23 protein-coding genes, 1 tRNA gene and 1 pseudogene are annotated in these 25,116 nt (G+C 65.7%); 19 read left to right on the forward strand and 6 right to left on the reverse strand.

The annotated features are described in order from the left end of the window. The first annotated feature begins 121 nt into the window (after positions 1–121). From KNW02_RS09555 to KNW02_RS09585, 7 genes are all read left to right on the forward strand, one after another. A complete protein-coding gene (locus tag KNW02_RS09555; protein WP_348524705.1) occupies positions 122–643 on the forward strand; it encodes a TRAP transporter small permease subunit in 522 nt (173 codons plus the stop codon). Continuing rightward, positions 633–1,958, forward strand: coding sequence for a TRAP transporter large permease (locus tag KNW02_RS09560; protein ID WP_216033043.1), 1,326 nt, complete (start codon positions 633–635; stop codon positions 1,956–1,958). Before KNW02_RS09555 ends, KNW02_RS09560 begins: the two co-directional genes overlap by 11 nt. A gap of 49 nt (positions 1,959–2,007) precedes the next feature. Beyond that, complete coding sequence (gene dctP / locus KNW02_RS09565; protein WP_216033044.1) at positions 2,008–3,093, forward strand: TRAP transporter substrate-binding protein DctP; 1,086 nt, start codon at positions 2,008–2,010, stop codon at positions 3,091–3,093. Positions 3,094–3,204: 111 nt separating this feature from the next. Further along, positions 3,205–3,507 carry an integration host factor subunit alpha gene (gene ihfA, locus KNW02_RS09570; protein ID WP_216033045.1) on the forward strand — a complete coding sequence of 101 codons (303 nt, stop codon included), beginning with the start codon at positions 3,205–3,207 and terminating at the stop codon, positions 3,505–3,507. Between the two features lie 15 nt (positions 3,508–3,522). Further along, positions 3,523–4,167, forward strand: a complete 645-nt coding sequence (locus tag KNW02_RS09575; RefSeq protein ID WP_216033046.1) for a MerR family transcriptional regulator — start codon at positions 3,523–3,525, stop codon at positions 4,165–4,167. An 81-nt stretch (positions 4,168–4,248) separates the two neighbouring features. Then, positions 4,249–4,326: transfer RNA gene (locus tag KNW02_RS09580), tRNA-Pro, on the forward strand. A 69-nt stretch (positions 4,327–4,395) separates the two neighbouring features. After that, positions 4,396–5,463 carry a 2'-deoxycytidine 5'-triphosphate deaminase gene (locus tag KNW02_RS09585; protein WP_216033047.1) on the forward strand — a complete coding sequence of 356 codons (1,068 nt, stop codon included), beginning with the start codon at positions 4,396–4,398 and terminating at the stop codon, positions 5,461–5,463. Between the two features lie 14 nt (positions 5,464–5,477). On the opposite strand, the gene KNW02_RS09590 is transcribed toward KNW02_RS09585, so the two are convergent. Next, the gene (locus KNW02_RS09590; protein WP_252733626.1) at positions 5,478–5,966 is read right to left on the reverse strand and encodes a hypothetical protein; all 489 of its coding nucleotides are present in this window, start codon (positions 5,964–5,966) and stop codon (positions 5,478–5,480) included. A 207-nt stretch (positions 5,967–6,173) separates the two neighbouring features. On the opposite strand from KNW02_RS09590, the gene KNW02_RS09595 reads away from it, so the two are divergent. The 6 genes from KNW02_RS09595 to ettA all read left to right on the forward strand — a co-directional run bounded on the left by KNW02_RS09595 (position 6,174) and on the right by ettA (position 12,057). Then, complete coding sequence (locus KNW02_RS09595; RefSeq protein ID WP_216033049.1) at positions 6,174–6,683, forward strand: HdeD family acid-resistance protein; 510 nt, start codon at positions 6,174–6,176, stop codon at positions 6,681–6,683. Positions 6,684–6,790: 107 nt separating this feature from the next. Further along, positions 6,791–8,155: a 30S ribosomal protein S12 methylthiotransferase RimO gene (rimO, locus tag KNW02_RS09600; protein WP_216033050.1), complete on the forward strand. Its 1,365-nt coding sequence runs from the start codon at positions 6,791–6,793 to the stop codon at positions 8,153–8,155. Next, positions 8,152–8,763, forward strand: a complete 612-nt coding sequence (locus KNW02_RS09605; RefSeq protein WP_216033051.1) for a BglII/BstYI family type II restriction endonuclease — start codon at positions 8,152–8,154, stop codon at positions 8,761–8,763. Before rimO ends, KNW02_RS09605 begins: the two co-directional genes overlap by 4 nt. After that, the gene (locus KNW02_RS09610; RefSeq protein ID WP_216033052.1) at positions 8,747–9,388 is read left to right on the forward strand and encodes an MT-A70 family methyltransferase; all 642 of its coding nucleotides are present in this window, start codon (positions 8,747–8,749) and stop codon (positions 9,386–9,388) included. Before KNW02_RS09605 ends, KNW02_RS09610 begins: the two co-directional genes overlap by 17 nt. Before the next feature lie 79 nt (positions 9,389–9,467). Continuing rightward, the gene (locus KNW02_RS09615) at positions 9,468–10,343 is read left to right on the forward strand and encodes a sulfotransferase family protein (RefSeq protein WP_252733628.1); all 876 of its coding nucleotides are present in this window, start codon (positions 9,468–9,470) and stop codon (positions 10,341–10,343) included. 58 nt (positions 10,344–10,401) lie between these two features. Next, complete coding sequence (ettA, locus tag KNW02_RS09620; RefSeq protein ID WP_216033053.1) at positions 10,402–12,057, forward strand: energy-dependent translational throttle protein EttA; 1,656 nt, start codon at positions 10,402–10,404, stop codon at positions 12,055–12,057. On the opposite strand, the pseudogene KNW02_RS09625 reads toward ettA, so the two are convergent. Continuing rightward, a pseudogene (locus tag KNW02_RS09625) lies at positions 12,028–12,180 on the reverse strand (integrase core domain-containing protein); the annotation flags it as partial. The gene ettA and the pseudogene KNW02_RS09625 sit on opposite strands and share 30 nt — an antisense overlap. A 380-nt stretch (positions 12,181–12,560) precedes the next feature. Here KNW02_RS09625 and KNW02_RS09630 point away from each other — a divergent pair. Both KNW02_RS09630 and KNW02_RS09635 read left to right on the forward strand, forming a co-directional pair. After that, positions 12,561–13,511: a glycosyltransferase gene (locus KNW02_RS09630; protein WP_348524707.1), complete on the forward strand. Its 951-nt coding sequence runs from the start codon at positions 12,561–12,563 to the stop codon at positions 13,509–13,511. Positions 13,512–13,559: 48 nt separating this feature from the next. Further along, positions 13,560–14,705, forward strand: coding sequence for a UDP-galactopyranose/dTDP-fucopyranose mutase family protein (locus tag KNW02_RS09635; RefSeq protein ID WP_216033055.1), 1,146 nt, complete (start codon positions 13,560–13,562; stop codon positions 14,703–14,705). Between the two features lie 49 nt (positions 14,706–14,754). Here KNW02_RS09635 and KNW02_RS09640 read toward each other — a convergent pair whose 3' ends face one another. The 4 genes from KNW02_RS09640 to KNW02_RS09655 form a co-directional block, all read right to left on the reverse strand. Continuing rightward, the gene (locus KNW02_RS09640) at positions 14,755–15,648 is read right to left on the reverse strand and encodes a transporter substrate-binding domain-containing protein (protein ID WP_216033056.1); all 894 of its coding nucleotides are present in this window, start codon (positions 15,646–15,648) and stop codon (positions 14,755–14,757) included. 8 nt (positions 15,649–15,656) lie between these two features. Continuing rightward, positions 15,657–16,346 carry a cytochrome c-550 PedF gene (gene pedF, locus KNW02_RS09645; RefSeq protein ID WP_216033057.1) on the reverse strand — a complete coding sequence of 230 codons (690 nt, stop codon included), beginning with the start codon at positions 16,344–16,346 and terminating at the stop codon, positions 15,657–15,659. A gap of 88 nt (positions 16,347–16,434) precedes the next feature. Next, positions 16,435–17,403, reverse strand: coding sequence for a YVTN family beta-propeller repeat protein (locus KNW02_RS09650; RefSeq protein WP_216033058.1), 969 nt, complete (start codon positions 17,401–17,403; stop codon positions 16,435–16,437). Further along, the gene (locus KNW02_RS09655; protein WP_216033059.1) at positions 17,400–18,572 is read right to left on the reverse strand and encodes an ABC transporter substrate-binding protein; all 1,173 of its coding nucleotides are present in this window, start codon (positions 18,570–18,572) and stop codon (positions 17,400–17,402) included. The genes KNW02_RS09650 and KNW02_RS09655 overlap by 4 nt, the downstream gene beginning before the upstream one ends. A 199-nt stretch (positions 18,573–18,771) precedes the next feature. On the opposite strand from KNW02_RS09655, the gene KNW02_RS09660 reads away from it, so the two are divergent. From KNW02_RS09660 to KNW02_RS09675, 4 genes are all read left to right on the forward strand, one after another. Beyond that, positions 18,772–20,538 carry a PQQ-dependent methanol/ethanol family dehydrogenase gene (locus KNW02_RS09660; RefSeq protein ID WP_216033060.1) on the forward strand — a complete coding sequence of 589 codons (1,767 nt, stop codon included), beginning with the start codon at positions 18,772–18,774 and terminating at the stop codon, positions 20,536–20,538. A 161-nt stretch (positions 20,539–20,699) separates the two neighbouring features. Continuing rightward, complete coding sequence (locus KNW02_RS09665) at positions 20,700–21,407, forward strand: LuxR C-terminal-related transcriptional regulator (RefSeq protein WP_216033061.1); 708 nt, start codon at positions 20,700–20,702, stop codon at positions 21,405–21,407. Next, positions 21,388–22,572, forward strand: a complete 1,185-nt coding sequence (locus tag KNW02_RS09670; protein WP_216033062.1) for an FIST N-terminal domain-containing protein — start codon at positions 21,388–21,390, stop codon at positions 22,570–22,572. Before KNW02_RS09665 ends, KNW02_RS09670 begins: the two co-directional genes overlap by 20 nt. Then, positions 22,569–24,827 carry a hybrid sensor histidine kinase/response regulator gene (locus KNW02_RS09675; protein WP_252733630.1) on the forward strand — a complete coding sequence of 753 codons (2,259 nt, stop codon included), beginning with the start codon at positions 22,569–22,571 and terminating at the stop codon, positions 24,825–24,827. Before KNW02_RS09670 ends, KNW02_RS09675 begins: the two co-directional genes overlap by 4 nt. The last annotated feature ends 289 nt before the right edge of the window (positions 24,828–25,116 follow it).

Below are 25,116 nucleotides of genomic sequence, written 5' to 3' on the forward strand. Positions count from 1 at the left end.
GTCATCCTTCAAATTCGAAATGTCATGCGCCCGCATGTTGACAGCCCGCCGGCCTTTGGAAAGACTGCGCGCGAATGCAGGTGCAGAAAACCGCACCGCGAACCTTGGGAGGGTTCACCAAGTGCCAGTCATCCGCCTGATCGACGGCATCAACGAGGTCGTCGGCCGGATCGTGTCGGTCGTCGCCATCGTCTTTGCCGGGATCATCATCTACGACGTCTTCATGCGCTATTTCCTGGGCGAGCCGACCCGCTGGGCCTTCGATGTCACCAAGCAGCTTTACGGCTTCTATTTCATCATGCTGGGCGGCTACGCGCTGCGCCACCAGTCGCATGTCCGCGTCGACCTGGTGACCGAGCGGCTGAGCCACGGCCTGCGCCGCTGGGTCGAGGCGGCGGGTTACGTCATCTTCTTCTTTCCCTTCGCCTGGGTCTTCGCCCGCCGCAGCCTCGATTTCGCCATGACCTCCTACGGCCAGCGCGAGGTGACCTATGGGGCCGTGCAACTGCCGGTCTATCCGCTGAAGATCGCCATGTTCGTGGCCGCCGTGCTGCTGCTGATCCAGGGGGTCAGCGAATTTCTGAAGCTGGTGCTGGGCAAGGCCGACCACCTCGAGCCGATGGAGCCCTTCGATGTCCGGTGAATCCATCGCCCTGATCATGTCGGGCCTGCTGCTTCTGGGCCTGTTCATGGGTCATCCGCTGGCCTTCGTGCTGGGCGGCACCGCCGTTCTCGGCGCGCTGATCGCCGGCAAGCCGATGGTGCTGGGCATCGTCATCAACCGCATCTTCGGCGATGTGCTGGACAATTACGTCCTGATCGCCATCCCGCTGTTCGTGCTGATGGCGCGGTTCCTGTCCGACAGCGGCGTGACCGACAAGATGTTCGAGGCCTTGCGCCACCTGATGGCGCGCGTGACCGGGGGCCTCGGCCTTGCGGTGGTGTTCATCTCGATCCTGCTGGCCGCCACCACCGGCATCATCGGCGCCTCGATCACCGTCATGGGGATGATGGCGCTGCGGCCGATGCTGCAATACGGCTATGACCGGAAGCTGGCGACCGGGCTGATCGCCTCGTCGGGCTGCCTCGGCATCCTGATCCCGCCCTCGATCATGCTGATCCTGATGGCCTCCTATGCGCCGGGCCTGTCGGTCGGGCAGCTGTTCGCGGGGGCGATGATCCCGGGCGTGCTGCTGGGGCTGATGTATGCGATCTATGTCGCGGTAATCGCCTGGGTGCGGCCCGACTGGGCGCCGCCGGTCACCGACGAGGAACAGATCAGCCGCGCCGCCATGTGGCAGATGCTGATCGTCGAGGCGGTGCCGCCGCTGGTGCTGATCCTCGGCATCCTCGGCTCGCTGCTGGCCGGCATCGCCACCGCGACCGAGGCCAGCGCCATCGGTGCCGTGCTGGCCCTTTTGATCGTGATCTTCCGCGGCCGCTTCGAATGGAAGACCTTCTATTCGGCCCTGCTGGAGACGGGGCGGACCTCGGCCATGATCCTGTTCATCGTGGTCGGGGCCACCGCCTTCACCGGCGTCTTCAACATCACCGGCGGCCTGCGCGCCAGCCAGGACCTGATCCGCGGGCTGGCCGACGATCCCTATACGCTGGTGGCGGTGATGCTGCTGGTGGTGTTCATCCTCGGCATGTTCCTTGACTGGACCGGGATCGTGCTGCTGTCCTTCCCGATCTTCCTGCCCCTGGTCAGCGAGATGGGGATTGAGCCTTTGTGGTTCGTCATCCTGATGGCGGTGGTGCTGCAGACCAGCTTCCTGTCGCCGCCCTTCGGCTATGCGCTGTTCTACATGCGGGCCATCGCCCCGCCCGAGGTGTCGACCACCGACATCATCCGCGGCGTGCTGCCCTTCATCGGGCTGATCCTGCTGATGTGCGGGCTGATCATCCTCTTCCCGGCCCTGGTCACATGGCTGCCGCAATCCCTCTATGGCGGCTGACCCTGGGCCCGGGGCGCTTTTCACGAGAGTTTTCACAAGGAGGTAACGAATGAAACATCTGCTGAGCACCGCCGCCGTGGCCGTGGCCGTGGCCACCCCGGCGCTGGCCGAGAACTGGACCATGACCAGCACCTGGCCCTCCAGCCTGGAACTGATCGAGATCGACAAGCACTGGGTCGATCTGGCCAACAAGCTGGTCGATGACGACAAGCTGACCATCGAATTCTACGAGGGCGGCAGCCTTGTCCCGGCGGGCGAGGTCTTCGGCGCCGTCGAATCGGGCACCATTCAGGCCGGCGGCGACTGGCCGGGCTACTGGGCCGGCCGCGACAGCGCCTTCTCGCCGCTTTCGACCACCGCCAGCCTGTTCAACGCCGTCGATTACATCAACTGGATCCAGGAATGGGGCGGGGCCGAGCTTTACAACGAGGTCTATGGCAAGTTCGGCATGGTCTATCTGCCCTATGGCGTGACCAACAACGAATCGGGCTTCCGCACCGTCAACAAGGCGATCCGCACCACCGACGACCTCAAGGGTTTGCGCCTGCGCCTGTCGGGGCTGGAACAGGGCAAGCTGCTTGAGAAGCTGGGCGGCAATCAGGTCAGCATGGCCGGCGGCGAGATCTATCAGTCGCTGGAGCGCGGGGTGATCGACGGGGCCGAATTCTCGACCCCGAACGTGGACTGGTCGGGCGGCTTCCAGCAGGTCACCAAATACTGGTCGACGCCGGGCTGGCACCAGTCGTCCTCGCTGTTCGGGGTGATGATCAACAAGGGCGCCTGGGACGCGCTGGACGCGGAGACGCAGGAAAAGCTGCAGATCGCCGCCGACGCGACCATGCTGTGGAGCCTCGCCTTCACCGAGAAGCGCGCGACCGACGCCTATACCGAGTTCAGCAATGCCGGGATCGAGATCACCCGGCTGGACGACGCCACGCTGGAGAACATCCAGAACCTCGCCAACGCCACGATCGAGGAAGTCGCCTGCGAGAACCCGCTTTCGGCGAAGGTCTATGCCAGCCAGATCGGCTATCTGCAGAACTATGCCCAGTGGCGCGACGCCTCGGCGCCGTTCAACCTGGGTCGCACGCCGATGGGCCCGGACCTCGCCAAGATCGAGGCCTGTGCGCAGTAAATCGCGCATTTTTCAAGGTGCAAGTCACGGGCGGGGAACGATTTCCCCGCCCTTCTCGTTGACAGGACGACGTTTCCATCACATCCTTGCCCCGACCAAAGAGGATAGATCATGGGCGAAAAAACACTGACCCGGATGGATCTGGCCGAAGCCGTGTTCCGTGACGTGGGGTTGTCGCGCCATGAATCCGCCCAACTGGTCGAAAGCGTGCTCGAACATATCTCGGACGCCCTGGTCGAGGGCGAACAGGTGAAGATCTCGTCCTTCGGCACCTTCAGCGTGCGCGACAAGAACGAGCGGATCGGCCGCAATCCGAAGACCGGCGAGGAGGTCCCGATCACCCCCCGGCGCGTGCTGTCCTTCCGGCCATCGCATCTGATGAAGGATCGCGTTGCCGCCGGCAACAAGAGATAGGGCGTTTTCCGCGACATGAAGAAGGGCGCAGAGGCATTCCGGTCGATTGGTGAGGTCGCCAGCCTGATCGGTGTCGCCCCGCATGTGCTGCGCTACTGGGAAACCCAGTTCAGCCTGCTGAAGCCGATGAAGCGGCCCGACGGACGGCGCTATTACCGGCCCGAGGATGTTCGTCTGGCCGCAGGGCTCTGCGAGGTTCTGCGCGAGGAAGGGCTGACGATTCGCGGTGCCCGCAAGATGCTGGCCCGCGACCGTGGCGAGGCGGTACGCGCGCGCGGCGCGATGCGACTCGGCGATCTCATGACCGCCGAACCCGACCCGGCGCCGGCCGATTCCCTGCCCGCCCCGCATCTGGCCGATACGGGTGTGGCGGCACTGCCGGAGCACAACGATCCCGATCCGGTTTCCGAAGAGGATTTTCAGGACATGGCTTCGCACGGCCCGAAATCCCGCCATCGCCACCGTCGCCGCCTGTCGGACGGCAACGGGTCGCTGCCGCTGTTTCCCGAACTCGACAGGGCCGCCGATGACGCGGCCTGGCTGGCTGGTCTGGTCAGCCTGTCGGTCAGTCTGCGCGCCCTTCCCGAGGGGGATGCCCGCCTGCCGCGCGCGACGCCGCAGCTTGCCGCGCTGCGCGACGTGATCGCGACCCTCTACTGAGGCGCAATTCCCGCCAGTGACACAGATTTCCGTCTTGCGGCCCTTGTGCAGCCCCGCCGCTTCGCTCTATATGGCCGGCGTCGGGCCGTGGCGCAGCCTGGTTAGCGCGTCCGTCTGGGGGGCGGAAGGCCGCGAGTTCGAATCTCGCCGGCCCGACCATTCCGAAAACGCCCATCCCCTTTCGGGGGTGGGCGTTTCCGTATCCGCAGCCAAGCCGGGGAGAGCGGCATGAACGGCGTTCTGCCTGACAGCGAAATCCGCCATCTGATCGCGACCGGCGCCATCACCGCCAGCCCTCAGGTCATCCCCGAACAGATCCAGCCGGCCAGCCTCGATCTGCGGCTTGGCACCACCGCCTATCGCCTGCGCGCCAGCTTTCTGGCCGGCAAGGGCCGGCGCATCACCGACCGCCTGGCCGATTTCTGCATGCATCAGATGGATCTCGGCGACGGCGCCGTGCTGGAGCGCGGCTGCGTTTATCTGGTCCCGCTGATGGAGCGGCTGTCGCTGCCCGCCGGCCTGACCGCCGTCGCGAACGCGAAATCCTCGACCGGCCGGCTGGACCTGCTGACCCGGCTGGTCACCGATGACGGCACCGAATTCGACCGCCTGCCCGAGGGCTATGACGGCCCCCTCTATGCCGAGATCTGCCCGCGCAGCTTTTCCGTCCTCGTCCGTCCGGGGATGCGCCTGAACCAGTTGCGCCTGCGCCGTGGCCAGGCGGTGCTGTCCGACACGGAACTGCACGCCCTGAACGCGCGCGAACCGCTGGTCGGTGGCGAGGCGCTGATCGACCACGGCCTCGGCTTCTCGGTCGATCTGCGCCCCGAAACGGGCGATCTGGTCGGCTATCGCGCCCGCCCGCATAGCGGCGTGATCGACCTCGACCGGATCGGCGCCTATGACGCGCGCGAGTTCTGGGACGAATTGCGCACGACCGAGGGTCGGCTGATCCTCGACCCCGGCGCCTTCTACATCCTCGTCAGCCGCGAATCGGTGGCGATCCCCGCCGATTGCGCCGCCGAGATGGCGCCCTACCTCGCCATGGTGGGCGAATTCCGCGTCCATTACGCCGGCTTCTTCGACCCGGGCTTCGGCATCGGCGAGGCCGGCGCGGGCGCGCGCGGCGTCCTCGAGGTCCGCTGCCACGAGGCCCCCTTCGTGCTGGAACACGGGCAGGTCGTGGGTCGTCTGGTCTATGAACGCATGGCGGCGCGGCCTGACCGGCTCTATGGCGCGGGGATCAGTTCGAACTATCAGGGTCAGGGCCTGAAGCTGGCGAAACAGTTCCGCTGACGCGGAGGCCCCGGCTATCCCCTGCCCTTCCGGCCCCGGCGCGGCTTCAGGCTGTCGCAGATGCGCGTCTGGGGATCCAGGCGCACATAGTCGGCGGCCGTGATCACCTTCATGTCGATCGAACGGTTCCAGCCGGAATACCAGCGGTCGCGGATGCCATTGCGATAGTAACTGCCCATGATCTGATCGACCATCGGCGGAATGATCGTGGTGTTGGGGATGCGCGGCGCGTGAAAGCCGATCCGCGCCTGCGGCCCAAGGCAGGCATTCGGCATGGTGATCAGCATGGTGCAGGCCGAGCGGCAATAGCCGCGGATCCGCACCGTCTTTCCGGAACGCGCCAGGTCGTTGCGCCGCTGCACCATCTGCAGCACGTTCCCGCCGCTGTTGTTCCAGATATCGATGGTGTTCCGCGGCGGCCCCTTTTCGGCCAGGGCCGGGGCGACGCTCAGCGCCAGGCTCAGCAGCAGGGCCGTGGCGGCAACAGGATGAAATTGGCGCAATTTCTGAATCATATCGGCAATCTGCGCGAACAGGCGCGACAAGGAAAGCCACGCCTGCGTGAGCGCCGGGCGACCGCAGCGTGACGGTTGGCGTAAATATGCTACAGCCCCGGCGCAAATTCCATTACGTTCCAGAATTCGGCAGGGCAAACCGCCCCGGCAATGCAAGACTTGCGCAATATGTCTGCATCGGAAGGAAACGAAACCATGACGAATAGAACTCTCTGGATCGTGCTTGGCGTGCTGTCGGTCATCACCGGGATCTTCGCGCTGGCCAATCCGCTGGCCGCGACGCTGACCGCCGAACAGCTTGCCGGCTGGGGCTTTCTGATCCTCGGCATCCTCGAACTGTTCGCCGCCTTCCGCCAGCCCGACCGGGGCGGGCGCATCTGGATCATCCTTGTCGGTATCGCCTTCGTGCTGCTGGGCGTCATGCTGCTGGCCAAGCCGCTGGCCGGGATCATCTCGCTGACGCTGATGGTGGCGATGCTGTTCATGGCGACCGGCATCTTCAAGGTGGTGATGTCCTTCTCGCTGCGCGGCACCGGGGCCTTCTGGCTGCTGCTGATCAGCGGCGCGATCTCGGTCCTGCTGGCGGTGATGATCTTCGGCAACTTCCCCGCCGCAGCCGCCACCATCCTTGGCATCCTGCTGGCGGTGGAACTGATTTCCAGCGGCATCTCGATGATCGCGCTGGCCAGCGTCTCGTCCGACTGAACAGGCGGCACGCGGCACCTCGGGAACGGGCGGCCCTTGCCGCCCGTTTCGCGTTCCACCCGCGCCTCCGCTTGATTTTGACGGGGCCTGAACCTACAGACTCGGCCATGAGCCAGAACCCGCCAGCCCTCCGCCCCGACCTTGCCCGTGCGACCATCCCCGATGTCCGCCGCGAAGGCCAGCCGACCATCGGCATGGTCAGCCTCGGCTGCCCCAAGGCGCTGGTCGACAGCGAACGCATCCTGACCCGGCTGCGGGCCGAGGGCTATGCGATCAGCCCCGACTATGCCGGCGCCGATGCGGTGATCGTCAACACCTGCGGCTTTCTGGACAGCGCCAAGGCGGAATCGCTGGGCGCGATCGGCGAGGCGCTGCGGGAAAACGGCCGGGTGATCGTCACCGGCTGCCTCGGGGCGGAACCGGACTATATCACCGGCGCGCATCCCAAGGTTCTGGCCGTCACCGGACCGCATCAATATGAAACGGTGCTGAATGCGGTCCATGGGGCGGTGCCGCCGAAGCCCGATCCCTTCGTCGACCTGCTGCCGGCAAGCAGCGTCAGCCTGACCCCGAGACACTACAGTTATCTCAAGATTTCCGAAGGTTGCAACCACAAGTGCAAGTTCTGCATCATCCCCGACATGCGCGGGAAACTGGTCAGCCGCCCCGCCCATGCGGTCGTCCGCGAGGCCGAGAAACTGGTCGAGGCCGGGGTCAGGGAATTGCTGGTCATCAGCCAGGACACCAGCGCCTATGGCCTTGACCGCAAATTCGCCGAGGAACGCGGCCACCGCGCCCATATCACCGATCTGGCGCGCGACCTGGGCAGCCTCGGGGCATGGGTCAGGCTGCATTACGTCTATCCCTATCCGCATGTGCGCGACCTGATCCCGCTGATGGCCGATGGCCGCGTGCTGCCCTATCTGGACATCCCCTTCCAGCACGCCCATCCCGACACGCTGCGGCGCATGGCCCGGCCCGCGGCGGCGGCCAGGACGCTGGACGAGATCGCCGCCTGGCGCAGCATCTGCCCCGAGATCACCCTGCGCTCGACCTTCATCGTCGGCTATCCGGGCGAAACCGAGGCCGAATTCCAGACCCTGCTGGACTGGCTGGACGAGGCGCAACTGGATCGCGTCGGCGCGTTCCAATACGAAAACGTCAAGGGCGCGCGGGCCAATGACCTGCCCGATCATGTGCCCGAGGACATCAAGCAGGACCGCTTCGACCGCTTCATGCAGAAGGCGCAGGCGATCAGCGAGGCCCGGCTGGCGGCCAGGGTCGGCCAGCGGATCGAGGTGATCGTCGATGAGGTGGATGCCGAAGGCGCGACCTGCCGCACCAAGGCCGACGCGCCCGAGATCGACGGCAACCTGTTCATCGACGAAGGTTTCGAGGCGCTGAAGCCCGGCGATATCGTGACCGTCACCGTGGACGAGGCCGGCGAATACGACCTCTGGGGCCGGTTGTGAGCCTGCACAACCGGCTGCCCGCCTTCATCAGCGATCACTACGAGGTGCATGAATGGCGCCATGCCAGCGCCATCCTTGCCCATGACTTCCCCGACGAATGGCAGGACATCATCGACGTGCTGACCGCCTTCCGGCTGCGCCGCGAATGGATCGAGGTCGGCGGCGGCAACAAGTCGCGCGTCTCGGGCTTCATCGACAGCTTTCTGGAAGGCCGCGGCTGGCGCGAAAGGCTGTTTCGCACCGGCATCATGGTCGATGAGGCCCTGACCGAAAGCCCGACCCACAAGGTCGATTGCTTCCGGAACGGCATCGGCCTTGAAATCGAATGGAACAACAAGGACCCGTTCTACGACCGCGACCTGAACAATTTCCGCCTGCTGTTCGACCTGCGCGCCCTCAGCGTCGGCGTGATCGTGACGCGCGCGGACGAATTGCAGCAGATCTTCAAGGATCTGGGGCGCGGATCCTCCTATGGCGAATCGACCACGCATATGTCCAAGCTGTTGCCGCGAATTGAAGGTGGCGGCGGCGCCGGATGTCCGCTATTGGTATTCGGTATAACCAAGGCACTATATGTTGACGGAGAAGGGGATGAGCAGCGCCGCTGACGATCTTCTGGCCACGGCCGGATCGACCCGGTTCGGCACGATTCTGGCCGATCCCCCCTGGCAGTTCCAGAACCGCACCGGCAAGATGGCGCCCGAACACAAGCGCCTGTCACGCTATCCCACCATGACCCTGGACGCGATCTGCGACCTGCCGGTCGAGGCCATCGCCGCCCCGCGCGCGCATCTCTACCTGTGGGTGCCCAATGCCCTGCTGCCCGAGGGGCTGAAGGTGATGGAGCATTGGGGCTTCAAGTACAAAAGCAACCTGATCTGGTACAAGATCCGCAAGGATGGCGGCCCCGACCGGCGCGGCGTCGGCTTCTATTTCCGCAATGTGACCGAGATCCTGCTGTTCGGCGTGCGCGGGCGCGATGTCCGCACGCTGGCGCCGGGCCGGTCGCAGGAAAACATCCTTGTCAGCCAGAAGCGCGAACACAGCCGCAAGCCGGATGAGCAGTACCGGCTGATCGAGGATTGCAGCTGGGGCCCGCGGCTGGAGATGTTCGCCCGCGGCCCGCGCAAGGACTGGGCCGTCTGGGGCAACCAGGCCGAGGATTACGAACCCGACTGGCCGACCTATGCCAACCATTCGCAAAGCAACATCGTGAAGCTGCGCTCAAAGTGACAGGAAACGGCCCCCGCCCCCGCCCGGCATCCCCGGGCCACACCGTCGCGCGCCCCTGTCGCGGGGGTAACCGGCCGGCATGACCGACGCGGAACAGATCGCCTGGGATCCCGAGGGCAAGCCGCGCAAGCCGCGCATCATCGGTATCGGCGCGCAGAAGGCCGGCACCAGCTGGCTCAGCGAGATGCTGGCCCAGCACCCGCGGATCTGGACCCCGCCCTTCAAGGAAGTGCAGTTCTTCAGCCACCGCTTCGTGCCCGAACACCGCAAATGGCTGCCCTGGCACTTCCGCCGCAGCAAGGAAAACCTGATCCGCCGCCATATCGCCAGCGGCACCCCCCTGTCGCCCGAGATGCTGGCCTATGTGGCCGAGATCACCTCGGGCCGGATGTTCACCGAGGGCTGGTATCGCCGGGTCTTCGCCCCCGCGCCGCAGGGCACCCGGCCCATCGACATCACGCCCGAATATTCCACGCTGCCCGACGAGGGCGTGGATTTCGTCCGCGATTTCCTGCCGCAGGCGCAGTTCATCTATATCATCCGCCACCCGGTGGACCGCGCCATCTCGCAGCTGAAGATGAACCTGAAACGCAAGGGCCGCAAACCCGCCAGCCTCGACGACTGGCTGCGCGAGATCGAGGATCCGGTGCTGATGAACCGCGGCGATTACGCGGCCTATCTGCCGCGCTGGCAGGCCCGCTTCGGCCCCGACCGGCTGCTGGTCCTGCCCTTCGGCCGCATCGCCCGCGACCCCGGCGGCCTGCTGCACGATGTCGAGACCTTCCTCGACCTGCCCGCCGCCAGCTATCGCGGCCTGCACAAGAAGGTCTTCGCCGCGCCCGCCGGACTGTCCGTGCCGGACGAGGCCCGCGCCGTCCTGCGCGCCAGGCTGGAGCCGCAATTCGACTTTCTGGCCGCGCGGATGCCGGCCGAATTCATGGCCGACCTGCGCTGACCTTTTCCCGGCCCGCGCTTTCCCTTACATAGCCGCAAACGAGTGCAGGAGATTGCAGATGGCGTCCTATCAGTTCGTCTACCACATGGACGGCGTGTCCAAGACCTATCCCGGCGGCAAGAAGGTCTTCGAGAACATCCGCCTGAACTTCCTGCCCGGCGTCAAGATCGGCGTCGTCGGTGTCAACGGCGCCGGCAAATCGACCCTGCTGCGGGTGATGGCCGGCCTCGACAAGGATTTCACCGGCGAGGCCTGGGCCGCCAAGGGCGCGACCGTCGGCTATCTGCCGCAGGAGCCGCAACTGGATCCCGCGCTCAGCGTGCGCGGGAATGTCATGCTGGGCGTGGCCGCCAAGAAGGCCAAGCTGGACCGTTATAACGACCTGGCGATGAACTATTCGGACGAAACCGCCGACGAGATGGCCAGGCTTCAGGACGAGATCGACGCCGAGAACCTGTGGGATCTGGACAGCCAGATCGATGTCGCCATGGAGGCGCTGCGCTGCCCGCCCGACGATGCCGATGTCGAAACCCTCTCGGGCGGCGAGCGCCGCCGCGTCGCGCTCTGCAAGCTGCTGCTCGAGGCGCCCGACATGCTGCTGCTGGACGAACCGACGAACCACCTCGACGCCGAAACCATCGCCTGGCTGCAAAAGCACCTGATCGAATACAAGGGCACGATCCTGATCGTCACCCACGACCGCTATTTCCTCGACGACATCACCGGCTGGATCCTGGAACTGGATCGCGGCCGCGGCATCCCCTACGAGGGCAACTACTCGGCCTGGCTGGAACAGAAGGCCAAGCGGCTGGAACAGGAGGCGCGCGAGGACAAGGCCAAGCAGAAGACGCTGGAACGCGAACTGGAATGGATCCGCGCCGGCGCCAAGGCCCGTCAGGCCAAGCAGAAGGCCCGGATCAACGCCTATAACGAACTGGCCGGCCAGTCCGAGCGCGAGAAACTCAGCCGCGCGCAGATCATCATCCCGAACGGCGAACGCCTGGGCAACAAGGTGATCGAGGTCTCGGGGCTGAAGAAGGCGATGGGCGACAAGCTTCTGATCGAGGATCTGGATTTCAGCCTGCCGCCCGGCGGCATCGTCGGCGTGATCGGCCCCAACGGCGCCGGCAAGTCCACCCTGTTCCGCATGCTGACCGGGCAGGAAAAACCCGACGCGGGCGAGATCGTCTTCGGCGAGACGGTGCATCTCAGCTATGTCGACCAGTCCCGCGACGCGCTCGCCGCCGGCAAGACCGTGTGGGAGGAAATCTCGGGCGGGGCCGAACAGATCGTGCTGGGCGACGCGACCATGAACAGCCGCGCCTATTGTTCCGCCTTCAACTTCAAGGGCGGCGACCAGCAGAAGAAGGTCGGCCAGCTCTCGGGCGGCGAACGCAACCGCGTCCACATGGCCAAGCTCTTGAAATCCGGCGGCAACGTGCTGCTGCTGGACGAACCTACCAACGATCTGGACGTCGAGACCCTGCAGGCGCTGGAAGCCGCGCTCGAGGATTTCGCCGGCTGCGCGGTCATAATCAGCCACGACCGCTTCTTCCTCGACCGCCTCTGCACCCATATCCTCGCCTTCGAGGGCGACGCCCATGTCGAATGGTTCGAGGGCAACTTCGAGGCCTATGAGGAAGACAAGGTGCGCCGCCTGGGCCCGGATTCGATCGAGCCGAAGCGCGTGAAGTACAAGAAGTTTACGCGGTGAGATGCCTCTGATGCTGTAGATCCATAGCCGTTCGGTGGCGACCTCTTGCACCTCCCCGATGGTTTCAAAGATGTAGAAGTCCAGCCATTCGTGCCGGATCGTCCGGTTGTAATGCTCGACATATATCGAGCCCGAATGCCATGCGTTCGAGTGAGGGAGCGTCAGAAACCCTGTGTATCTGACCGGGCCCATGCGGGCATCGAAACGCGGCCGGACGGGCGGATCATCCGGATCGCCCTCCCACCACGACGCTTTCCGAAGTGTCGGGCAGCCCGCTTGACGTTTCGGCGGGCATTGATCACAAGACCGGGACGATCCCACAGCCGCCAACTTTCCTGCCCCGGCCCCTTCACATGGGGCGTTCCCGACCTGCCCTGCACCTCCTCAAGACAAGCCATGCCGATCACACACTTTCCACCCGACTCGGCCACGACGCGCGTTGGTGCGCTGTCGAACCCGTTCCGGCGCCCGGCTTGAGCGCGGATCGGACAGATCGGGCCAAAGTGCTGCGGCTCGCGGCGGTGGTCGTCACCCATCAACGCCTGGGCAAGCTGCGGGAAACCGTGGCGCGGCTGCTGGCCCAGCCGGTGGATCATCTGCTGGTCTTCGACAATGCCTCGACCGACGGAACCGCCGAATGGCTGGGCGGGATCACCGATCCGCGCCTTATCCTGCGCCGCAGCGCGCAGAATCTGGGCGGCGCCGGAGGATTTTCGGAAGCGCTGCGCGAGGTCCGCGACCGTCTGGATCCCGACTGGGTGGTGGTGATGGATGACGATGGCCGCCCGGCACCCGGCGCCATGGCCGCCTTTCGCGCCATGGACCGTACGGGCTGGGATGCAGTTGGCGCTGCGGTCTTTCATCCCGATGGCCGCATCTGCGAAATGAACCGGCCCTACCGCAATCCGTTCTGGCGCGGGGCGGAGTTCCTGCGAACGCTGTCGGGCGGGGGCCGGCGCGGCTTTCATCTGCAGGATCCGGCCTATGCGCCGGATGCGCCCTTGGTCGAGGTCGACATGGCATCCTTCGTCGGCCTGTTTCTGTCGCGCGCGGCCCTGAACCGGGCCGGCCTGCCCGACCCGCGCCTGTTCATCTATGGCGACGACCAGCTTTACACGCTGACCATGCGCCGCCGCGGCCTGCGCATCGGCTTTGCGCCGGGCATCCGTTTCGAGCACGATACCGAGGCCATGCAGGGGGCAACCGGGCTGGTGCTGAACCCGGTGTGGAAGGTCTATTACATGTATCGCAACGCGCTGATCGCCTATCGGGTCGCGGCGGGGCCGTTCTTCTGGCCGCTGGTGCCGGTGCTGGCGGTGAAGTGGCGTCGCAAGGCGCGCGACTACGGGGCCGAGGCCGGCCGCTTCCGGCGGGTTCTGGCCGTGGCCATGCGCGACGGGCTGGCCGGACGGCTGGACCGCAGCCACGAGGACGTGTTGATGCTGGCCGAATAGGGTGCGACCCTGCCGGGGGACGGGCGAATGGGAAACAGGCGGGAGAGGATGCAGATACTTCTGGTGGGTGCGGGGCTCTCCGGTGCGGTGATCGGGCGCCGGCTGGCCGAGGCGGGTCATCATTGCCGGATCATCGACACCCGCGGCCATATCGGCGGCAACTGCTTTACCGAACGCGACCCCGAGACCGGCGTGATGATGCATGTCTATGGCCCGCATATCTTCCACACCGATGACGAGGAGGTCTGGGCCTATGTGAACGGCTTCGCCGAATTCATGCCGTTCCAGAACCGGGTCAAATCGACCACCCGAGGCGCGGTCTATTCGCTGCCCATCAACCTGCTGACCATCAACCAGTTCTTCGGCAAGGCCATGCGCCCGGACGAGGCACGCGACTTCGTCGCCGGCGAGGCCGACCTGACCATCGAGGACCCGCAGAATTTCGAGGAACAGGCGCTGCGCTTCGTCGGCCGCGATCTCTATGAGGCATTCTTCAAGGGCTATACCGAAAAGCAGTGGGGCTGCGCGCCGACCGAACTGCCGGCCTCGATCCTGAAGCGCCTGCCGGTGCGCTTCAACTATGATGACAACTATTTCTTCCACCGATTCCAGGGGATGCCGAGAGACGGCTATACCCCGATGATCGCGGCGATCCTCGAGCATCCGAACATCACGGTCGAGTTGAACACCCCCTATACGCCCGACATGGCCGGGGCCGCCGGTCACGTCTTCTGGTCGGGGCCGCTGGACGGGTTCTTCGATTACGACCTGGGCCGGCTGGGCTATCGCACGCTGGATTTCGAGCGTTTCACCTGTCAGGGCGACTATCAGGGCTGCGCGGTGATGAATTACGGCGACCGCGAGGTGCCCTGGACCCGGATCACCGAGCACAAGCATTTCAGCCCCTGGGAAAGCCACGAGGGCAGCATCTGCTATCGCGAATACAGCCGCGCCTGCGGCCCCGACGACATCCCCTATTACCCGATCCGGCTGGTCGAGGAAAAAGCCCTTCTCGACGACTACATTACCCGCGCCGAGGCGACGACCGGCGTGACCTTCGTCGGCCGGCTGGGAACCTATCGCTATCTCGACATGGACGTGACCATCCGCGAGGCGCTGGAGACGGCGGCGGCCTTTCTGGACTGCGTCGGCACGGGCCATGCGGCGCCGGCGTTCTTCACCTCGCCGAGATGATCCCGAGGGTCGCCCGCGTGACGCGGGCTTGTCCGCTCCGCCCCGGCGGCTATCTGGCGGCGGGCAGGTAGCTGACGCCGTATTGCGCAAAGATCCGTTGCAGGCGGCCATCGGCGATGGCGGCGGCGATCACATCATCCACCGCATAGGCCAGCGGGCGGTGCTGGGTGGAAACGGCGAGGCCCAGCGTCCATCTCGACCGCTCCAGCCCCAGAAACGGCGGTTCGTGGATGGCGATACCCTCTGCCGCCCCGGCTTCCAGCTGGGCGCGCGGCCCCATCACGGCCTTGACCTCGCCCGCCGCCAGCGCCGCCATGGCGCCGGCAAGGCTGGCATAGCGGTGCATCTTGTCCGCCGACGACCCGACCAGCGAGGTCAGGAAGAAATCCGAGATCGAGTCATTCTCGACCCCGACCGGATCATAGCGGAAATAGGCCGGAACCGGCGCCTTGTCGGGATAGTCGGCCCGACGATAGGCGATGGCCAGATGCTCTTCGGCATAGATCCCGGTGAAAACCACCTGATCGAAGCGGCAGGCGTAATCGACATCATAGGGCACATGCAGGAACAGGTTCGAGACCCGCCCGCCGACCACCGCGCCCTTGTAGACATAGTTCAACAGGTCCTGATCCAGCATCTCACCGGCCTGCACCATGCGGATGCGGGCCTCGACGCCCAGGCCCTCGCCGATCAGCCGGGCAAGATCGACATCGATGCCCATGGGCCGGCCGTCCTGTTCCCAGGACCAGGGCGGAAAATCCTCATAGACCGCGACCTCGATCCAGCCGTCCTCGACAATCCGGTCGAGGCTGCGGCCGATATCCTGCGGGAAGGTGTTCTGCAGCCGCTGCTCGGGTGCGACGCCTTCGCAGGCCGCGAATACCGGGGCGGCGGCCATGACCGCCACCCCGAATGCCGCGCAGATGGAGGGGAAGCGCGGCATGACCGGTCTCAATGCGAGGCCGAGAGGCCGACCGTCAGCATTTCGGCCGCGGCCTGGCGATTGGCCGGTGCCCCGGCCAGGGCGGCGGCCGCGCGCGAGACCGGGCTGTCGGCGACCGGAGCGCCCGAGGCCGTGGCCACGCCGGTGGAAATTTCCTCGAGTTCGACCTTCAGCGCATCGGCATCGCCGTCATTCGCGGCCAGAAGATCGCGGATTTCGGTCAGCCGGGCGGTCTGGTCGTCCAGCGCGCCATCCTCGGGACGGGTCTCGACATAGGTGCGGATCGCCCAGGCTGCCTTCTGGCCCAGCACATCGCCGAAGGCCGGCATCTTGGTGGTGCCGTCCTGGGTATAGCCGTGGCGGAACCGCTCGATGAACCATTCGTCGCCATATTCCTCGGCTTCGAGGAAGCGCAGGTCGGGGGCCAACCCACCCGAGACCGCGCCGAGGCCGTGGCAGCGGGCGCAGTTCTGGTTGTAGCCGGAATCGCCGACCTTCACCGCCTGCAGCCAGACATCATCGCCCGCCGCTTCGGCGCGATAGGGGTTCTCGGTCAGCCATTCCTCGCCCACATCGGGCAGCGCATCGGTGTTCAGCGGCTGCGGGGCGACATCGCCGTGGGCCAGAAGCTGCACCGGAATGGCGATGCAGCCGGCTGCGACGGCGGTGATCAGGGCCTTGTGAAACAGGGTGGTCATGGTCAGGTTTCCTCCTCGTCCTGTGCGCTTGAGACAGTTACTGCCGAGGCTGCGCGTGCAGCAATTCGACCATGGTAGATACGACCTATCAGGGGGTTGGCCGGGCCGTGGCACCCCAGGGGAATCGCCCGACCTTGATGGTTTTCAAGGGCTTGAGAGAGGCCACATCGATCACCGTCACATCGCCAGAAACGCCGTTCGTGGTGAACAGCTGCGTCTGATCGGGCGAGAAGGCCATGTGCCAGACGCGCCGGCCGACGAGGATATAATCCTCGACCGTGCGGCTGGCCACGTCGATCACCGCGATATGGTCCGCCGGGCCGAGGGCCGCAAAGACCTTGCTGCCATCGGGCGAGAACCGCATGCCCACCGGTTGCAGTCTTTCGGGGCGGACATTGGGCAACTCGAAGCCGATCTTCGCCAGTTCGGCCTGGGTGGCGACATCGAAGACCGTGACCGTGCCGCCGACTTCCGAGCTGACCCACAATTCCTTGCCATCGGGGCTGAACTCGGCATGGCGGGGGCGTGAATCGACCAGCGTGTTGGCGATGATCTGCTGGCTTTCGGTGTCGATCCAATGCGCCATGTTGGTCGTCTCGGAGGTGGTGATCTGGATCCTGCCGTCGGGCGAGATTCCCATCCCCTCGGGCTCGATCCCGACATCGATCTGGGCCACGACCTTGCGCGATTCCGTATCGACAACGGTGGTGATGGCGTCATCCTCATTGGCGATATAGAGCAAGCGGTCGTCGGGCGAGATCACGAACTGTTCGGGATCCGCGCCCGAGGGCAGGTCATGCAGGATCTCACCGGTATCGGGATCCATCACCTGCACCGCATTGGAATCCGAGGCACAGATATAGAGCCGCTTGAAATCGCGCGAGAAGGTCACCCCGCGCGGGCGCTGGCCGGTGGGATAGGTGGCCTTCACCTCCAGCGTCCCGGTATCGATCACGCTGATCGTGTCGTCCAGTTCGTTGGTGACCCAGATCTCGTCGGCCAGCGCCGGCGAGGCAAGGGACAGGGCGGTGGTCAGGGCAAGCAGGCGGCGGGTCATGGCATCTCTCCAAATCGGGTGCATTCGGTGCCGGGCAGGTCCTGCCCCAGCGTGTCAAGTTCGGATCGTTCGTGCAGGAACCCCTCCAGCGGGGCGAGGCCGACCACGGCGCGGTCGGTCACCAGCGGCACCGGCTGGCGCATCTGGCCGTCCCAGTGACGAAAGCTCAGCGGCGTTCCCAGAAACCCCGCCAGCCGGAACTGGTCGGATAGAAGGTAGGCGCGCAGGGCGGCGGGATCGGCGGTCTTGCTGCGCGTCACCGCCTCGCCGATGGCCGACACCGCCGCCCAGGCGCCGAAATCCTCGGTCTGCATCTCGCGGCCCGCCAGATCGCGGAACCGGCCCTGCAACTGCGCCGCACCCCATTGCTCGACCACACCGGACCAGCCTTTCGGGATGATCCCCTCGGATCCGGCCAGCGGACGCGGAACCCAGGTGTTATAGGCGATATAGCGGCCGAAATCGCCGCGCTCGTCGGCGACCAGCAGCAGGTCGTGATCCGGCAGGTCCTGCGTGAACAGCGGCACCTCGGCCGAGGCGACGCGGCGCATGTTGGCATCGAAGGCCCAGCCCTTCTCGCCCTTCACCTTGATCCCGAACTTGGTCAGCGAGCGGCGCAGCGCCTCAGCGAAGGCCGCATCCTCGGGATTGGGGCCCTGCACCAGCGCCAGATCGGTCCATTGCTTCTTCAGTGCGAATTGCGACAGCGCGTCGGCGCGCATCGCAAGGCTGGGCGTGGTGTGCAGCAGGTTGCCGCGGCAATCCGCGCCACGCAGAGTGTCGTCAGGGGCGGAACTGTTGAAGATCACCGCGTCAGCAGCCTCGGGCAGATCGGCCAGCGCCAGCAGATCGGCCGGCGGGGCCTTCACCACCAGAAGCCGGGCGCCATCGGCCAGTGCCGCACGGACGGCCGGCAGGAATTCCGCCTCGGGTGCCACGATGGTTTCGTGCAGCGCATAATCATGGCCCATGAACTTGCCGGTGGTGGCGATGTCGGTCACCGCCAGCCGCGCGCCGGCCGCCCCCAGATCCGCGGGCGGAGCGATCATGTTCGACAGGATCGGCGGCGGCGTCACCTGCCGTTCGATCAGGTCGATGCGGACCTGTTCGGCTGTCGCCGCTCCAGCCGTCAGGGCGCAGGCCATCGCCGCGGGAATTCTGCCGCGCATCGGGTGTCTCCTCTCCTCCGGTTGCCGGAAAGCCTGAGGAAATTCACCACGCTGCGAAATACGACCATGGTCTAGGCCGGCGGCGTGGGCCTTCGACCAATGGACAATATACGGGCGGGTTCCGCCTCCCATACTCGGACGGGATTGCCTCTGAATGTGCGGAACGCCGCGGAGGCCCGGACCAAGCGGAGGAAAACAGATGAACAGATTCGTGCTTGCAGCGGTCATTGCGATGACCGGGCTGGCCTCGGCCGCCACGGCGGCGGTCACCGAGGAAGATCTGGCCAAAGACCAGCAGACCACGGGCGACGTGCTGACCAACGGCATGGGCCGCGACCTGCAGCGCTTCAGCCCGCTCGACACGCTGAACAAGGACAATATCCAGAATCTGGTGCCGGCCTGGGCCTTCTCGTTCGGCGGCGAGAAGCAGCGCGGCCAGGAAACCCAGCCGCTGATCCATGACGGCATGATGTATGTCACCGGCTCGTATTCGCGGGTCTATGCGATCGACGTGAAGACCGGCAAGGAGGTCTGGCAGTTCGACGCCCGCCTGCCCGAGGGGATCCTGCCCTGCTGCGACGTCGTCAACCGCGGTGGCGCGATCTATGGCGACAATTTCTATTTCGGCACGCTGGATGCGCGCGTCGTGGCGCTGGACCTGAAGACCGGCGACGTGAAATGGAACAAGAAGATCGCCGATTACAAGGAGGGCTATTCCTACACCGCCGCGCCGCTGGTCGTGAACGGGCTGGTTATCACCGGCAATTCCGGCGGTGAATTCGGCATCGTCGGCGAGGTGCAGGCCCGCAACGCCGAAACCGGCGAGTTGGTCTGGACCCGTCCGGTGATCGAGGGCCATATGGGTACGCTGAACGGCCAGGAAAGCACCATGACCGGCACGCTGAACGCGACCTGGCCGGGCGACATGTGGAAGACCGGCGGCGGCGCCACCTGGATGGGCGGCTCGTATGACGCCGACACGAACACGCTCATCTTCGGCGCCGGCAACCCCGCGCCCTGGAACAGCCATCTGCGCGGCGCCGGCGAACCCGCGCCGGACAACAGCGGCGACAATCTCTATGCCGCCTCGCGCCTCGGCATCGACCCCGAAAACGGCGAGATCAAGTGGCATTTCCAGACCACCCCGCGCGAGGGCTGGGATTTCGACGGCGTCAACGAGGTGGTGCCCTTCGTCGACAAGGACGGCAACAAGCGTTTCGCCACCGCCGACCGCAACGGCTTTTTCTACGTCCTGAACCGCGAGGACGGGAAATTCGTCAACGCCTATCCCTTCGTCAGCGAGATCAGCTGGGCCTCGGGCATTGATGAGACCGGGCGCCCGATCTACAACGAGGCCAACCGTCCCGGCGCGCCCGACACCTCGGCCGAGGGTGGCAAGGGCCAGCAGGTCTTTTCGGTGCCTTCGTTCCTCGGCGGCAAGAACTGGATGCCGATGGCCTATAGCCAGAAGACGGAACTGTTCTATGTGCCCTCGAACGAATGGGGCATGGATATCTGGAACGAGCCGATCAGCTACAAGAAGGGCGCCGCCTATCTGGGCGCAGGCTTCACCATCAAGCCGATCTTCGAGGATCATATCGGCAGCCTGAAGGCGATGGACCCCAATACCGGCGAGATCAAGTGGGAGTACAAGAACGACGCGCCGCTTTGGGGCGGGGTCATGACCACCGCCGGCGGACTGGTCTTCCTCGGCAATCCCGAGGGCGATTTCCTGGCGCTGGACGATGAAACCGGCGAGGTGCTGTGGTCCTTCCAGACCGGTTCGGGCATCGTCGGCCAGCCGGTCACCTGGGAACAGGATGGCGAACAATATGTCACGATCGTCTCGGGCTGGGGCGGTGCGGTCCCGCTCTGGGGCGGCGAGGTCGCCAAGAAGGTCAACTACCTCAATCAGGGCGGCACGGTCTGGACCTTCAAGCTGCCGAAGCAGCTGGCATCGAACTGACCGGCGCCGACGATCGCTGAGAACAGGGGGCGCGGACCCGCGGTTCGCGCCCCTTCCATCCCCGCCCCGGCCTTCGGTCATGAGACCTTTTTACAGGTCGGCGCGGGATCTGCTACGATCTAGGATGAAGACGCGGGACTTCTCGGAAAGAGGGAAATCACATGGCAGAAACGACGCCCCCTGACGCCCCTTCCGTATTCCGGACCGCGCTGATCATCGAGGATCATCCACTGTTCGGCGATGCCCTGGCGATGACGCTGCAATCGGTCTCGGGGATTGAGCAGGTGACCCATGCCGAAAGCCTTGGCCAGGCGGCCGGGTTCCTCGAATCCGGTCGGGCCTTCGACGTGCTGCTGCTGGATCTGAACCTGCCCGACGTGGACGGGCTCGAGGGGCTGGTCACGCTGCGCCGCATCGCCCCCGACCTGCCGATCCTGCTGGTCACCTCGGTCAACGAGACGCGGGTGATCCGTTCGGCGCTGGCCGCGGGTGCAGCCGGCTTCGTGCCCAAGCATTCGCGCCGCGAGATCTTCCGCGCCGCCTTTCAGGCGCTGGCGGCGGGCGAGATCTATGCCCCCGACCTGCCGGGTGATGACGAGATGGACGCGATGCCGCAGAAAGGCGGGACGGCGGCCATCCGGCGGCTGTCGCAACTGACCCGGCAGCAGGCGAAAATTCTTGATTTGATCTGCGAAGGCAAGATGAATAAGCAGATCGCCTACGAACTGGCGATCGCCGAGACGACGGTCAAGGCGCATGTCACCGCGATCATGCGCAAGCTGGGGGTGTCGTCACGCACCCAGGCCGTGCTGATGGCGCGCGATGCAACGATGACGGGGCAACTGAGCGATGCAGGAGGACATTCTTAACCCCTCGCTCACCGGCTTTCCGCCGAACCTGTCGACGACCGCGCCGGTTCGCGCCTCGGTCTTCGCCGACGATCCCGATCCCGCCTTCGCCCTGTCCGGCATCCTCGGTGCCGGCCCCTTCGCCCTTGTCCTGCTGTTCACCGCCGCCTCGACCGACCTGCCGGCCTTGCTGCGCCGGGCGCGGGAATTGCTGCCGGCGACCGAGATCGCCGGCTGTTCCACGGGGGGCGAGCTGTGCGAGGAAGGCTATGCCGATGGCCGCATCGTCGCCATCGGCTTTCCGGCCGCCAGCTTTGCCGCCGAGACGATCCTGATCGACCCCGTCGACACGGTCGATTCCCGCGTCGTCGTCGCCCAGCTTCAGCGTGCCCGGCAAAGCCTGCACCGTCGCGCCGGAGATTTCGCGCATGAACTGGGCATCCTGATGGTCGACGGGCTGTCCGGCCGGGAAGAGCATCTGATCGCCTCGCTTGCCGGCGGGCTCGGTCCGGTGCCGGTGGTCGGCGGCTCGGCCGGGGATGGCCGGACCTACCGACGCACGCAGGTCTTCGTTGCCGGCGCCATCCATGACCGGGCGGCAGTGCTGTGCCTGCTGCGGGTGGGCACGCCGCTGAAGACCTTTTCCTTCGACTGCACCCGGCCCTCGCGCACGCAGATGGTGGTGACCAGCGCCGATCCGCAGAGCCGCGCGGTGCTGCGCATCAATGACGAACCGGCGGCGCCGGAATATGCGCGGCTCGCTGGGGTTCCGCTGGAAAGCCTCGGGCCCGAGGTCTTTGCGACCCGCCCGGTTCTGGTGCGTGCCGGCGGGCGGCACCATGTCCGGTCGATCCAGCATGTCGGCGCGGACGGGGCGCTGGTCTTCTTCGGCGCGATTGCCGAGGGCATGGTGCTGACGCTGTCCGAGCAAAGCGATATCGCCGCCCATCTCGACGAGGCGCTGAAAGGGCTGAAGCAGGAGGGCGATCCCTCGCTGGTGCTGGCCTTCGACTGCCTGTTCCGACGCATCGACGCCGAAAGCCGGCAGAAATCGCGCGAGGTGTCGCAGATCCTGCGCGAGAACAAGGTCGCCGGCTTCTCGACCTATGGCGAGCAGTTCGGCGCCATGCATGTGAACCAGACCTTCACCGGCGTCGCCTTCTACGACCCCGCCGAGGCGCGATGACCGAGCCGCGCCTGCCCGCCGATATCGAACGGATGATGTCGCCCGCGGACGATATCGGGCGCCGGCATGAAAAGCTGGTGCGCATCACCCAGTCGCTGATCCGCCATATCGAGGATCTGCCGGGCGACAGCGGCGTCGGCTATGCCCAGTTCCAGCGCGCAGCGGTGCTGGAGGACGAGGTGCGCGCCCGCACCCGCGATCTTGAACATGCACTGGATCTGCTGAACGCCTCGAATGCGCGGCTGTCCGATGCCTATCGCGACAATGACATCGCCCGGCAGAACCTGTCCAACGCCATCGAGGCGGTGCAGGAAGGCTTTGCGCTGTTCGACGCCTCGGACGTGCTGATCATGTGCAATTCGCGCTTCAATGCGCTGCTGCCCGATATCGTCGAGGGGCTGAAGCCCGGCCTCAGCTTCGACGATTATCTCCAGCTGGCCGCGGGATCGCACCATCTGCAGCTGCCCGACGGGATGAGCCGTGACGAGTGGATCGCCATGCGCAAGCACCGCCACAACGAGCGGCATTTCATCCTGACCCAGGGCATGGCCGACGGCCGCTGGGTCCAGGTCTCGGAGCAGCGCACCCCGGATGGCAGCACCGCCATCATCCAGACCGAGGTCACCGACCTGATCCGGGCCGAACGCGAGGAACGCGGCCGGCTGCTGGACGACCAGACCCGGATCCTGCAGGCGACGCTGGATCATGCGCCGCTGGGGGTCTGCATCTTCGATGCCCGGCTGCGGCTGCTGGGCTGGAATGCCAACCTGACCGAGATGCTGACCCTGCCGCGCACCCGGCTGCGCCCCGGCCTGCATTTCGACGATCTGTGGCACCAGCTGCGCGCCCAGTTCGCCTTCCCGCCGCATCAGGGCGCCAACATGCTGGCCGACTGGGCGCGCTCGGTCCGCCGCAAGACCAGTTTCGAGGTCGAGATCCGGCGCCGCGGCGGCAGCGGCAGCTTTGCCCTCTTCGCGCAGGAAATTCCGGATGGCGGCTTCGTGATGTCGCTGGACGACATCACCGAACACAAGAACGCCATGCAGGCGATCCGCCATGCCAACGAAACGCTGGAGGCGCGGGTGCTGGACCGGACGCTGGAGCTTGAGGATGCGCTGGCCAGTGCCGAGCGTGCCAATGCGTCGCGCGCCCGTTTCGTCGCCGCGGTCGGCCATGACCTGATGCAGCCCCTGTCGGCGGCGACGCTCTATGTCGGCTCGCTGCTGGAAGAGGCCGATGACGGCGGGCAGCGCGCCAAGCTGGAAAAGACCCAGCGATCGCTGGATTCGGTCAGCGCGCTGCTCGAGGCGCTTCTGGACATTTCGCGGCTGGAGGTGGGACAGGCGGCGCTGACGGTCGAGCCGATCGCTTTGGGGCCGCTGTTCCGGCAACTGCGCGAGGAATTCACCCCGATCGCCGAACAGAAGGGGTTGCGGCTGGTGGTGCGCCCGGTCGAGGCGACGGTTCTGTCGGATCGCATCTACCTGCGGCGGATCCTGCAGAACCTGATCTCGAATGCGATCCGCTATACCGATCGGGGCCGCATCCTTGTCGCTGCCCGCGGAAGGCCCGGCCGGCAACTGATCCAGGTCCGCGATACCGGCCGCGGCATCGCCGAGAAGGATCAGGAGATCGTTTTTGCGGAGTTCAAGCGGCTGGATGCCAAGGCATCGGCGGCCGAGGGGCTGGGCCTGGGGCTGGCCATCGTCGAACGCGCCGCCTCGCTGCTGGGGCATATGCTGAACCTGCGCTCGGCCCCGGGATGCGGCTCGACCTTTTCGGTCGAGATCGCCTCGACCGGACTTGGCGACCGCCGCGATGCCGAACCGGCCGACGCCGACGGGCTTGCGCAGCAGGAGCGCGCGGTCGACGTGACGGCGCTTCTGGTCGAGAACGATGCCGAGGTGACCTCGGCGCTGTCGCAACTGCTTGAGCAATGGGGCGTCAACGTGCTGGACGTGACTTCAGGCGAAGATGCCCTGGAATTGCTGGAGGAAACCGGCGTCGAGCCCGATCTGTGCCTCGTGGATTACCAGTTGGGGGCGGGCATGGACGGGATCGCCTGCCTCAGCGCCATCGGCCGGCTGCTGCCGAACGCCCCCGCCAAATGCCTGATCACGGCCGACCGCTCGGACGCTCTGCGACAGGCGGCGGATCGGCATGGAATCGAGATCCTGCACAAACCGATCACGCCGGCGACGCTGGCGCGGGTGGTGATGCCAAGGATCGACAGCGGACGCCAGCCGGCATCATGACCCGCCAGACGCCGATTTTGCAGGAGCAGGACCAGCCGGCGGGTGCCCGCCGTTCAATTTGTTCCACCGCAAAGACTGTCTAAAAGAATCAGGCTCTATAGTCTCCGACTGAAATTGTAAGGTAGCGAAGGCCCGGCAAGGGGCCGCGCCGATTGGCTTCGGCTGTTGATTGCCACTGAGAATTGACCCGGCATTGTCACCGAGATCTGACCCACCCGGTTGTTATGTTCTGCGCGTCATGTTGGCGTCAATGCAGATGTCTCCTTTCGTTTCTTTTTCGCCGTCTCGG

Origin of the sequence: Paracoccus marinaquae (genome assembly GCF_018860165.1) — a bacterium.
Lineage (GTDB): Bacteria > Pseudomonadota > Alphaproteobacteria > Rhodobacterales > Rhodobacteraceae > Paracoccus > Paracoccus marinaquae.